Origin of the sequence: Mesonia algae, assembly GCF_003253545.1 — a bacterium.
Taxonomy (GTDB): Bacteria; Bacteroidota; Bacteroidia; order Flavobacteriales; family Flavobacteriaceae; genus Mesonia; species Mesonia algae.
In genome coordinates, this window is the sequence record NZ_QKYV01000003.1 from 291,151 (window position 1) to 304,025 (window position 12,875).

The 12,875-nt window shown below is 31.9% G+C and carries 10 protein-coding genes; 4 read left to right on the top strand and 6 right to left on the bottom strand.

What is annotated here, in order from left to right; translation table 11 throughout:
• Positions 1 to 54: 54 nt before the first annotated feature.
• Positions 55 to 2,319: an inorganic phosphate transporter gene (locus LX95_RS06745; RefSeq protein WP_111540680.1), complete on the bottom strand. Its 2,265-nt coding sequence runs from the start codon at positions 2,317 to 2,319 to the stop codon at positions 55 to 57.
• A 129-nt stretch (positions 2,320 to 2,448) separates the two neighbouring features.
• Here LX95_RS06745 and LX95_RS06750 point away from each other — a divergent pair, with 129 nt between their 5' ends.
• The 4 genes from LX95_RS06750 to LX95_RS06765 all read left to right on the top strand — a co-directional run bounded on the left by LX95_RS06750 (position 2,449) and on the right by LX95_RS06765 (position 7,100).
• Positions 2,449 to 4,470 (top strand): thioredoxin domain-containing protein, encoded by a 2,022-nt coding sequence (locus LX95_RS06750; protein ID WP_111540681.1) that lies wholly within the window; start codon positions 2,449 to 2,451, stop codon positions 4,468 to 4,470.
• Positions 4,471 to 4,545: 75 nt separating this feature from the next.
• Positions 4,546 to 5,370 carry a mechanosensitive ion channel family protein gene (locus LX95_RS06755; protein WP_111540682.1) on the top strand — a complete coding sequence of 275 codons (825 nt, stop codon included), beginning with the start codon at positions 4,546 to 4,548 and terminating at the stop codon, positions 5,368 to 5,370.
• Between the two features lie 102 nt (positions 5,371 to 5,472).
• On the top strand, positions 5,473 to 6,249 hold the full coding sequence (locus tag LX95_RS06760; protein ID WP_146240755.1) for a hypothetical protein: 777 nt from the start codon (positions 5,473 to 5,475) through the stop codon (positions 6,247 to 6,249).
• Between the two features lie 86 nt (positions 6,250 to 6,335).
• Positions 6,336 to 7,100, top strand: a complete 765-nt coding sequence (locus LX95_RS06765; RefSeq protein ID WP_111540684.1) for a hypothetical protein — start codon at positions 6,336 to 6,338, stop codon at positions 7,098 to 7,100.
• Here LX95_RS06765 and tsaB read toward each other — a convergent pair.
• The 5 genes from tsaB to LX95_RS06790 are packed head-to-tail and all read right to left on the bottom strand — an operon-like array spanning position 7,097 to position 12,874.
• The gene (gene tsaB / locus LX95_RS06770) at positions 7,097 to 7,780 is read right to left on the bottom strand and encodes a tRNA (adenosine(37)-N6)-threonylcarbamoyltransferase complex dimerization subunit type 1 TsaB (RefSeq protein WP_111540685.1); all 684 of its coding nucleotides are present in this window, start codon (positions 7,778 to 7,780) and stop codon (positions 7,097 to 7,099) included. The two genes, LX95_RS06765 and tsaB, sit on opposite strands and share 4 nt — an antisense overlap.
• A 1-nt stretch (position 7,781) precedes the next feature.
• Positions 7,782 to 9,077 (bottom strand): efflux RND transporter periplasmic adaptor subunit, encoded by a 1,296-nt coding sequence (locus LX95_RS06775; RefSeq protein WP_111540686.1) that lies wholly within the window; start codon positions 9,075 to 9,077, stop codon positions 7,782 to 7,784.
• Positions 9,078 to 9,079: 2 nt separating this feature from the next.
• Positions 9,080 to 10,411 carry a TolC family protein gene (locus LX95_RS06780; RefSeq protein ID WP_111540815.1) on the bottom strand — a complete coding sequence of 444 codons (1,332 nt, stop codon included), beginning with the start codon at positions 10,409 to 10,411 and terminating at the stop codon, positions 9,080 to 9,082.
• 55 nt (positions 10,412 to 10,466) lie between these two features.
• Positions 10,467 to 11,588, bottom strand: a complete 1,122-nt coding sequence (locus tag LX95_RS06785; RefSeq protein ID WP_111540687.1) for an efflux RND transporter periplasmic adaptor subunit — start codon at positions 11,586 to 11,588, stop codon at positions 10,467 to 10,469.
• A 20-nt stretch (positions 11,589 to 11,608) separates the two neighbouring features.
• Entirely contained in the window at positions 11,609 to 12,874 is a 1,266-nt protein-coding gene (locus LX95_RS06790; RefSeq protein ID WP_111540688.1) for an ABC transporter permease, read from the bottom strand.
• Position 12,875: the final 1 nt, after the last annotated feature.

Below are 12,875 nucleotides of genomic sequence, written 5' to 3' on the forward strand. Positions count from 1 at the left end.
AAAAAAGCTCCCAATTTGGGAGCTTTTTTATTTTACAATACGGAGTTCTATTTATTAAAATTCTCGTTTAGCATCGTCATAATAGCTTTCAAAAAGCTGCAATAAACTAATCGTTGACGTGATCATATCTTTAGTTTCTAACAACAAACCAAAATATAATTTGGTGTTTTTAGGACTAGTTTCTGAAGTTCTAATACGTGTAATCTGTTTTTGAATTAGCTCTGAAACTTTTCCGATAAGGGCTTGTTTCTGAACAATAATCTGATTTATATTCTCAAAAGAATGCGTATCAAAAGTTTCAATTATTTCTTGGAAAACTACCTGTAACTCTCTGTCAATACTCTTTAAATCTCGAATTTGATTAAACTTCAAATTCTTATGGTTATTGTTAACGTGCTTATAACTCGATCTAGTTATTTGAGCAATCGACTGCACAATATCTTGCATATGGTCTAAGAAGAGAATATAGAATCTACTCGCCTCTACAGAATTTTCCTCCAAAGATTTAATAAAGTAGAATACATTATCTTTTAGTTCTTCCACCTCATCTTCAAGCACATTTAGCTTTTTAGTATCCTTTTTAAGCTTCCCAAGATCATGGTAACCCAAATGATCAATTACTTTACCGTAACGCTTATTTATACCCTGAATAACGTTAGAAATATTCTGTGATGTTTCCATCGTAATTTCGTTAATAGTAATGATATCATTTCTATTAAAACGCTTCTTATTTTTTTCAGCTTTTACTTTTCTAGTATGTAAAATTGCACTCCTCGTAATAAGAAAAACAGCCAACAAAACTAAAACTGCAATAGCAATCATCCCTCCATACCAAATAATTGCAGCAAATATAGCTGCAGCAATAAAGGCAACAATTGCGGTTACAAACCATCCTCCTACTACATTAATAACTCCTGCTACTCTATACACAGCACTCTCTCTATCCCAAGCTCTATCGGCTAAAGAAGTACCCATAGCTACCATAAAGGTTACATAAGTTGTAGATAATGGTAATTTTAAATTGGTTCCTATAGAAATAAGAATACTCGCCACTACCATATTTACCGATGCTCTTACGGTATCAAATGCTGGAGCATCAATTCTTCTATCATTAATTAACTCCTTTGGTTTTTGAAATTTTTCTTCTATCTTATTTTTCACGGAATTTGGCAACACCTTAGAAATACCACTTGTTAGGTACACAGAATAACGCACTATTACTCGCGATAAAGTATTAGGTTCAAATCGCTCTACTCCATCTCCTTGTCTTGCCAAATTAATTCCTGTATCTACAACCGATCTAGCTTTACTTGAAAACCATAATGTAACTACCATTATTCCTCCCGCTAAAATCAATAAAAGTTCTGGCGTTTCTACTGCGCCTGAAAGTCCTTCCATGTTAAACTCAGAAGGTAAAACCCCAGTAGCAAGATAAGCCTGTTGCCACAATTCAAAAGATTGCCAAGCTGCAATAGGAACACCTATAAAGTTTACTAAGTCATTTCCAGCGAAAGCTAAAGCTAAGGCAAAGGTCCCTATAACAATAATCGCTTTTAAAATGTTTATTTTCAGAACGCTCATAAGAAGTTGAGAAAGTAAAGTCCACACTAAAAAGCTACCCAGAATAATAATCAAAGTATGGTCATTCACATAATCTTTTACATCCGAAGAAATAAAAGAAATACTCTTCATTCCTTTAATGAAAATGAAATAGGTAATTGCTGTAATTGAAAGTCCTCCAAAAATAGCTCCTATATATTTAATTTTTTTCTCATATTGAAAAGAAAATACCAACCTAGATAAATATTGAACCAAAGCACCAATCGTAAATGCTATGACGACCGAGAGCAGTATTCCCACAATTATTTCTAATGCCTTAGAAGTATTAATATATTGCGCCAACATTTCATAACCTTCACCTTGGTTATATAGTTTAATAAAAGCTACACTTACTGCAGCTCCTAATAATTCAAAAACAATAGAAACCGTGGTGGAAGTTGGTAAACCTAAGGAATTGAAAAAATCTAACAATAAAACATCGGTTATCATCACGGCCAAAAAGATGATCATGATTTCATCAAAATAAAATTGACTAGGAACAAAAATCCCCTTACGAGCCACTTCCATTAAACCACTAGAAAAAATGGCTCCAACCGCTACACCAATACTGGCAACAATCATAATGGTACGTAAAGAAATGGCTTTAGAACCAATTGCAGAGTTTAAAAAATTCACTGCATCATTACTTACCCCTACAACCAAATCGGTAATTGCAAGTGCAAATAAAATCGTAAGCATTACGATATAAATATTTTCCATAAAAAATTTTTATTTCTGAATTTGCAAAAATGTATATTTCATAATTCTTTTCACTGTTTTAATTGTTACCAAAACATTAATTTTAAACATTCTGTTTTGAATTACAAAAAACTAAAATAACACAACTAAATGAATTTCTCTCAAAATAATCTTAAGAACCAATCGAGCCCCTATTTATTACAACACGCTAATAACCCTATACATTGGCAAACTTGGGACGAAAATTCTTTACGAGAAGCTCAACAACAAAATAAATTATTAATAATAAGTATTGGCTACACTGCTTGTCATTGGTGTCATGTGATGGAAAAAGAAGTGTTTGAAAAACAAGAGGTTGCCCATCTCATGAATGAGCATTTTATTTCTATAAAAGTTGACCGAGAAGAACACCCCGATGTGGATCAAATCTATATGTTAGCATTGCAAATTATGACTCGACAAGGAGGCTGGCCACTTAATATTGTCGCATTACCTAACGGAAAACCTATTTGGGGAGCTACCTATTTACCCGAAAAACAATGGTTAGGTTCTTTGCATCAGCTTAAAGATTTATATCAAAAAGATCCCGATCAAATGGAAGAATACGCTCTTCAGCTAGAGAAAGGCATTCTTTCTACACAACTCATCGATGAACCAAAAGACAAAGAGTTTAAAAGATACCATTTACAAAATGCTATGAATAAATGGCAACAAAATTTTGATTATAAGAATGGAAGAGATAAAGGCGCTCCAAAATTTATGATGCCTAATCAATTACAGTTTTTGTTACGTTATGGATTTCAAGAAAACAACAAAGAAGTTTTAAATTACGTAAAACTTACACTATATAAAATAGCTCAAGGCGGAATTCACGATGTGGTAGGCGGAGGTTTTTCTAGATACAGTGTAGATGAAAAATGGCATATTCCACATTTCGAAAAAATGTTATACGACAATGCTCAACTAATATCTCTATATGCCCAAGCTTATCAAGTTTTTAAAGATGAATACTTTAAAGAAATCGCCACAAAAACCATTGCTTTTATAGAAAGTGATTTAAAAAGTGATGATGATTTATATTTCGCTTCTTATGATGCAGACAGTCAAAATAAAAAAGGAGAACAAGAAGAAGGTGCTTTTTACACGTGGACAAAAAAAGAATTACAAAACCTCCTAAAAGAAGATTTCCTTCTTTTTTCTGATATTTTTAATATCAATGATACAGGATATTGGGAAAACGGAAAATATGTATTCATTCAAACTCAAAACCTACAAAAGATTGCACAAAACTATCATCTAGAAGAATTTCAGTTAAAAGAAAAAATAGATAGTTGTCTTCTTACTTTAAAAAAAGAACGAAATAATAGACCTCAACCTCTACTCGATCACAAATGTCTTACTAGTTGGAATGCTTTAACGATCTCCTCTTTTATAGATACTTATAAAATTACTGCAAACGAAGAATACCTGAGTTCTGCTTTGACTACTGCAAGAGCCCTGTGGGATAACTTGTTTGACGAAAAATTATACAAGAATTATGTAGAAGGCAATAGGCAAATTATAGGAACATTAGAAGATTATGCGCTAGTCATAAAAGCTTTCTTACAACTCTATCAAATAACTTTTGAAGATTCTTGGTTAAAAAAATCTCAAAAACTTATTGATATCGCTTTCGCGGAATTTTACGATGAAAAAGAAAATTTATTTTACTTAGCTTCTAAATCGAATGAACAATTATTTGCTCATCTTTTTGAAGTACACGATAATGTAATTCCAAGTTCTAATGCAATTATGTGCAACAATTTATTTATGATTGGAAAAATTACAAATCAGGAGAAATACATTGAGATCGCGAAGAATATGCTACACAAATACAAAAATTCTTTTCATGAAACCCCATCGAATTATAGTGAATGGATGAACACCTATTTAAATATATCTCATCCATTTTATCATTTAAGTTTCGGTAAAGAGTGCATAGAAAATAAAAAGTTTTTTTTAGAAGAATATCTTCCCAATGCAATTCTAACTCCACATGTTCCAGTTAACCTTAAACAATATGATTTCCGCGAAAGCGATATCTCAAATCAAATGCTTTTATGTCAAGAAAATTCGTGTAAGAGGCCTTCTAATAAGAATATAGAAATATTAAAACAAATAGATTTCAATTAATTTTAACAAAACTTAAACAGCTAAAAGTTTCAGACAACAAAAAAACTAATTATTATCCTGCTTAAAATATTTTACATGGAAAAATTAGACAACATTGAGTATTATGCCAAAGAGTACGGCCAAAAATTAATTGACTTTCTACCTAATTTAGTTGCTGCAATAGCAATTTTGGTAATTGGATGGTGGATTGCAAAAATCATTGTACGCTACGTAAAAAAATTCTTTCAAAAGAAAAGTTACGATCCTGCTTTAGAGAATTTTATTGTTAATATTCTTGGATGGGCTCTAAAAATACTAGTTTTTATTACCGCTATTACCCAATTAGGAATTGAAACCACAAGTTTAGTTGCTATTATTGGTGCTGCAGGTTTAGCTATAGGTTTAGCCCTTCAAGGTTCTCTAGCTAATTTTGCTGGTGGAGTTTTAATAATTATCTTGAAGCCTTTTAAGATAGGAGATTGGATTGAAGCTCAAGGAGTTTCCGGTAGTGTAAAAGAAATATCTATTTTTTACACACACATCAACACCTTTGGGAATCAATTAGCAGTAATTCCTAATGGTCAATTATCTAATGATAATATTATAAATTATACAGTAGAAGGAAAAAGAAAAGATGCAATTACTATAGGAATTTCATATGATGCCAATATTAAGGAGGCAAAAGACATTCTATTAAATTTAATGAAGGAGCAAGAAGGCATTCATAAAGATCCAGAGCCACAAGTAGTTGTAACCGAACTTGCAGACAATTCAGTTAACCTATCACTTAGGTTCTGGGCTTCTAACGATGAGTTTTGGGGATGCCACTGGTATACAATAGAAGAAGCTAAAAGAAGATTAGATGCTGCAGGTATTGGAATCCCTTACCCACAGAGAGACGTTCACATTATCAAAGATTAAATGTTAATTTTTAACGATATTAAAAGGTCAAACATCAAGTTTGGCCTTTTTTTTGAGGTATATTTAACATTAAATAGTTTTATTAATCAAAAATTAAAAATCATGAAAAGACTACTATTTTTAATAATCATTATGATAAGTACTTCAAGTTTTGCTCAACTATTAAATTTTAATGAAGCTCCTACCCCTATTCCGATGTGGAAGCCTACATCAGAATGGGAAAAAACTATAAGTAAAAATGATGACTTTAATAATAATGTAAAAAACAATACTAACTATTTTATAAGGGATGGAAAAAAAATAAGGAATGTTGATGTAATTGGTGATATGTATTTAAGTCCTGATTTTCATAAAGCAAGAATTATCGATAAAGTATCTGGGGAGGTAATAAATGTTTATTTAAGATATAGAATTTTTGATGATACTTTTGAAGCAAGAAAATCTACAGACGACGAAGCTACACTTTTCTTAGAAAGATCTAATCAATATGATATTAAATATAATAATCTTCATTTTGTATTTATCAATAAGTTGCCGGTATTTATAAATGAAGCTAACAACGGTTATGTTTTAGTACTTTCTGAAAATGAAAAAATCTCTCTTTGTAAAAGGCTTAGTCAAAAATATATACCTGGACAAAAAACGAATTCTCCAATGGAAAGTGATAAAAAGGCTAGATTAATTAATAAAGAAAATTATTTTATAAATATAAACAATATATTAATTGAAGTAGAACCTGACAAAAGAAACGCCTATAAAGCATTTCCAAACCATCAAAAAGAGCTAAAACAATTTATTAAAGATCATAAATTAAAGTTTAAAGAAAGTTCTAAAGATGAAGACTTGATAAAGCTAGTCTCTTACTATAAAAAATTATAAATAATAAAAATGGAATAATGATTGCACTTAAGTAATTAAGTGCAATTTTTTTGTAAATTACAAACCTCAAATTTTAAATAAAATATATGAAACGAATTACCTTAATTTTAGCCTTATTAACCTATAGTTTAAATTTTGCTCAAACTCCTGCCGTTGCTCCTCAAAGCATTAGCCAGTTTCAACAAATGGTTTCTTCCACAGAAAATTTCAATAACAACATTAAAAATAACACCAATTATTTTATTAAAAACGGACAGAAAGTTGAAAATTCAAATGTCATTGGCTCAATGTACTTTAATGATGAATTTAAAAAAGGCCAAGTCATAGATAAAGAAAGTGGACAAGTTATATCTGTATATTTAAGGTACAGAATATATGACGACACCTTTGAAGCTAAAAAATCTCCAGAGGAGAAAGAGACTTTAATTATGGAAAGAAATCCCAAGTATGACATCGCGATAGAAGATGCTAAATTTACTTTTATCAATAAACTTCCTATTTTTATCAATAAGGCTAATAATGGTTACTTAGTGGTTTTAAACGAAAATAAAAAGGGAAAACTTTTAAAAAGAATAAGTCAGGATTTTATTCCTGGTCAGAAAGCGAATACTCCTATGGCTAGTGATAAAAAACCTAGACTTAAAAATGAAGAGCATTATTTTATTTCTTTAGATGAAAAAATTTACGCGATTGAGGCTCATAAAAAAAGAGCAGCAGACGCTTTCCCTAACCACAACAAGGAATTAGAGAAATACATTAAAGAAAATAAATTGAAGTTTAGAGGAGATGATGAAGAAAAAGACTTAATTACCCTTATTAAGTATTATAACGAAGTTACGCAAGACTCTTAATTCTTCTTCTTTTTGATTACAAAATCTTTTAAGTAAAAAGGTTCAAAATAAGCGACATCTTCCATGTCGCTTATTTTGTATTTATGACATGCTATTGCAGCCATTTCTTTAGTAGATGGCAAGCATTGTAAGAATGAAGTATTCTTTTTATTAGATAAGACTTCTTCGATTTTCCCGACTCCATCACCAACAAAAAGCTTATTTCCTTTCAACTCTTCAAAAGAGTTTTCATCTATTATTTTTGCTTCCACGGGAGAGATTAAAATTAACTCTCCATTTTCTAGTTTAAACACAGAAGTATAAACCTCCATACGACGAGCATCTAAAATAGGAATTACATACCCATCAGTAAAATCTAAAGATTTATATTGATGTGCTATTGAAGTTAATGTATCAACCGACAATAAAGGTAAATTTAAAGCATAACACAGTCCTTTTGCTGCTGAAACTCCAATTCTCAATCCTGTGTATGAGCCAGGTCCTTTACTAACTGCTACTGCATCTAAATTCAATAGTGTCTTATTAGATTCAGTTAAGACTGCTTCAATAAATAAATGGAGTTTCTCTGCATGAGAATACCCAGGAGTTTTATCTTCCTTAATTGCTATAATCTTGTCATCTTCTGCTAAAGCAACAGAGCAATTGATTGTCGTTGTTTCTAATAATAATATTAAAGCCAAATTATTTATCTTCTAATGAGCCTTTCACCTCTATTTTATCACCAGCCTTTAAACTTTTGGTAACCGTGTTATACGGACCTGTAATTACTTCGTCCCCTACCTTTAAGCCTTTAGATATTTCTATATTTGTATCGTCTTGTATTCCTGTTTTCACAACTTGTAACCTAACTTCATCTCCATTTTTCACAAATACACATTCAAAAGTTTCATCTGTAATTGTTTTTTTTGCAGAAGGAGTTTGTTCTTTATCGTCTCCTTTTATACTCTTCTTTACGGAAGTAGTATCGTTTTTGATCACAATAGCACTAATAGGAACTCCAATAATATTTTTCTTTTTACTTGTGATGATATCAACGGTAGCAGTCATTCCTGGTCTAAACGGAGAGAAATCTTCTGGTTTTCCTTCGGTTAACTCCGCATAAGATTGTTTTAGGATCTTTACTTTAACATCAAAATTAGTTACTTGATCTGCCGTTAAATCATCTGCAGCCGAATTAGAAATTTCAGTAACAATTCCTTTAAATTCCTTACCTAAATAGGCATCAACTTCTACAATTGCCGAATCACCAACTGCAATTTTAACAATATCATTTTCATTTACTTCTACTTCAACTTCCATCTCGGCAAGATTCGCTACACGTAAAATTTCGGTTCCTGCCATTTGCTGAGTACCTACCACTCGCTCTCCTAACTCGGCGTCTAACTTCGAAATTGTCCCAGACATAGGTGCATAAATCGTAGTTCTACCTAAATTATCTTTAGCTTCGTTTACCGTTGCAGCAGCACTTTGCACATTATAATAAGCAGATTCTCTAGAGGCTTGAGCCATTTCATATTCAGATACAATCGCATCCCATTCAGATTTTGAGATAACTCCCTTATCAAAAAGAGTTTTATTACGGTCGTAATTTGCTTTTGCTTGCTTAAAACTCGCTTTACTTTGAGCTAAAGAAGCTTGAATATTTTGATAACTTGCTTGAGACCGCTGTAAGCTAGATTGATACAAATCTGGATTAATCTTTACCAATAAGTCTCCTTTTTCTACGGCTTGACCTTCTTGGATTGGTAACTCAATAATTTCTCCCGAAACTTCTGAAGATAGCTTTACCTCAACTTCAGGTTGTATTTTTCCTGTAGCCGAAACCGTTTCGGTTATATCTATTTCATTAATGGCAGTTATTTCAACTTGTTTAAAGTTTCCTGTTTTTCCAAACCATCCGCTTTTTTTACCAACTACCAATAACAAAATAACCGCTACTACTAAGGCAACAATTATAACAAGTGTCTTTTTTTTCATAATTACAACTTAATATCTTTTGCGTCTACACCAAAAAATAATTCTAAAACTTTTAATTTAAATATATAATCGTACTTAGTTCTGTTCACTTCTATTTTAGCATTATCAAATCTCAATTTTGACTGACTAAAATCAAAGGCATTTGTTAAACCTACATCATAACGCTCTTTAGCATAATCATAAGCTAACTCTTGAGATTCTAAAGCTGTTTGTGAAGCTTCATAAGCTTTAAGTGCTCCTTTTACATCTACATAAGCCTGATACACATTTGATTCTAAATCTAATTTTGCTTGCTCTAATTGAAACTCTGTTCTTTCTAAGTTTACTTTATTTCTTTTCACATTAGTTCTTGCCGATAGACCATTAAAAATAGGAACGTTTAATTGAAGTCCATAACCTATACCATCATTTTGCCATAATTGATCTGTAAAATTTCTATCTAAAAAATCATTATCTGAATATCTAGTGTTATATCCAAAAAAAGCTGAAAGTGTCGGGTAATAATTACCTCTTGCTATTTGAACATCTTTTTCAGCTAAAAGAACATTTTGTTCAGCTATTTTAACTTCAGATCTAGTTTCTTCAGCTGAGTTGATAATCTCTTGTACAGGAATATCTGTAACCTCGGTTGAGATGATCTCATAACCTTCATCAACTATTTGAAAACTTTCGTAATCTTTTATAAGCAAAAGTTGAGCTAAACTAATTAAAGAAATCTCTACATCGTTTTCCGCTACAGCGATACGTTGTTTTTCACTCGCATCTGTAGCCTTTATTTCTAGCATATCTCCTTGTGGCAAAACTCCTGCATCAACTAAATCTTGGGTTCTTTCTAATTGCTCTAAAGTGACAATATTCTGAGATTTGATTACTTCTAAGTTAGCTTTATTAAGTAATACTTGTAAATAAGAATTTGCAACAGCTAAAGCAATATCATCTTTCATTTTATCTAAACGATATTGACTTGCCAACTTTGCCAATTTAGATCTTTGAAGCTGACGAATATTTTTTAAACCATCAAACAAAGTTAAGTTAGAACTTATTCCCCCAGTCATAGATGAAAACGTTTCATTTTCAAACTGGTTAGTTACTGGGTTAATATTGGCACCTGTATTGGTTGAATAAGAAGCTGAACCGTTTACCGTAGGAATTAAGTTACCAATGGCATCCATCTTGTCTAGCTCTGCAGCATCTACATCTAGTTGAGACTGACGGATAGAAATATTATTTTCTAGAGCGTGCTCAACACACTCTTTTAATGTCCATTTTTTTTCTTGCGCTTGAAAAGTAAACGTCAAGAAAAAAAGAATAATAAAGCTAGATATTGATTTCATAAAAAGGTTTCTATGTATATATGTAGATTTCATTATAGTTTTGTTACAATTAAACTTAGTCTTTTTGACCAAAGTTCTCTGCAGGTTTCACCTGATTCCAAACTTTAATCTCATCATTTTCATTTATACCCTCTAAAACTTGAATGTAAATTCCGTCACTCAAGCCAAGCTTCACCTCTTGTCTTTTAAATTCCTGATCTCCCGTTTTCACCTCTACAAATGGATCTTTAGTATCAGAATCAAACTGAACCAAAGACTCTTTTATCGATAAAACATTCTCGACTTTATCTAAAATAATAGAAGCATTCGCACTTAACCCTGAACGAATAAATGTACTATCTTGATTTTTTAAAGTTCCTTCAATTTCAAATTGAATAGCTCCATTTTCGTCTAATCCTTTTGGAGCGATGTAATCTAAAATGGCATCAAATTTTTTATTTTCAATAGCACCAATCGTTATTTCTAATGGAAGGTTTTCTTTAATTTTTCCTACTTCAGATTCATCTACTTTCCCTTCAAAAATCATTTTATCTACATTAGCTAACGTAGCAATGGTAGTTCCTTCATTAAAGTTATTTGCTTCAATTACTTGATTTCCTTCCTTTACTGGAACTTCTAAAACCATACCTGAAATGGTAGAACGAATTTGAGTATTTGCTGCATTTCCTACTCCGCTGGTGGTTCCTGTTTGAATGATTTCATAGGTTTGTTGAGCTGCTCTATAGGTTTGTTGAGATTGACGGTAAGTAACTTCTACTTGATCAAAATCGTTAGCCGAAATAACTCCTTTATCGAACAATCCTTTTTGGCGATCATAATTACGCTTTTGGTTATCCATTTCTATTTTTGCTGAAGTAATTTGGTTTTTAGCACTAGCCAAATTAGAGACATTAGGGACCACTTTTAAAGAAGCAATTAAATCTCCGACATTGATATTTTCTCCCGCCTCGATATAAATTTTATCAATAATTCCAGATATGTTAGGCTTGATTAAAATCTCTTCTTTAGGAACAATACTTCCAGTAGCAACTGTTTCTTTGACGATAGTTTGCTTAGAAGGTTTCTCAGTCTCATAAACAACGGGACTTTCTTGATTCTTTTGGTATAAGTAGTACAAAGAACCAAAAAACAAGATTCCTATGACAACTAAAACAATGATGGTTAGTATTCTTTTCATTTTATAGATTGATTTTATTTTTATTCTGTTCTTAAAGCGTCTACAGGTTTTATTCTAATCGCATTTTGTGCAGGTATTAGCCCTGCTAATAAACCTGAAATCACCAATATAAGTAAGGCTATAATTACTGTGACTAAATCTACACTCGGGTTGATAAACATCATTTCTGAACTATCTTGTGCAGCCAAAGCATAATTTACCAGCCAAAGAACTAAGGTGGCTAAAATAATGCCGGCCATCCCAGAGATAATTGTCAAGAAAATAGACTCTAATAGAATTTGACCTCGAATTGACCATGGTGTCGCACCCAAAGCTCTTCTCACACCTATCTCATTAGTTCGTTCTTTAACTACGATGAGCATAATGTTACAGATTCCTATTACTCCCGAGAGTAAGACGAGAATTCCCACAAAATAAGCAACGAAATTTAGAGCTGTAAACAAGCCACTAATTTTTGTATATTCTTCAAATAGATCAAAATTTCCTATCGCACGATCATCTTCTGGATGTATGGTATGATTTTCTTTAATCACGTCAAAAATAGAACTTTTCAATGCTGTGATAGAATTATTATCATTTGCTGTAATAGCCATCCAACCTACAATATCTCCCATATTAAAAGCTTGAGAGAAAGAGGTAAACGGCACATAAATTTCTTTTTGATCTTCTTCTGAATTTCCTCCTCCTGTACTTTTCTTCTTATAGGTACCTATAACTTGAAAATTAACACCATTCACTTTTATATAACTACCTAAAACTTCTTCATCATTCTCATACATGGTAGTTTTAACACCTTCTCCAATAACCGCTACTTTACGTCTTTCATTAAGATCATTATAATTAAGAAACCTCCCAGAAGTAATATCCATAGGTTGTTGGTTTATAATTTCTGGATAATCCCCGTATACATTAAAAGCTCCAGACTTTAAGCCTCTAACCACATTATTAGTGCCTCCAAAACCTCCTAATTGATTACGTGGAGAAACATATTGAAGTCCCGGCACGTTATCTTTTATAGCCTGAACGTCTTTAGTTTTAAAATTATATCGTCTCCCCTTAGGTAATCCTTTATAGGGTTTGGCAACCGTTTGTGTCCACATAAACATGCTGTTAGTCGCCATTCCTCCAAAGCCTTGTTTTACTCCGTTTTCTAAACCTTTCCCAGCGGCTAAGAGAATAACAAGTATAAATATTCCCCACAACACGCCAAAAGCAGTAAGTATCGTTCTAAACCAATTTGAGCTTAGTGATTCTATAATTTCGTTCCATTTATCTCTGCTAAACATA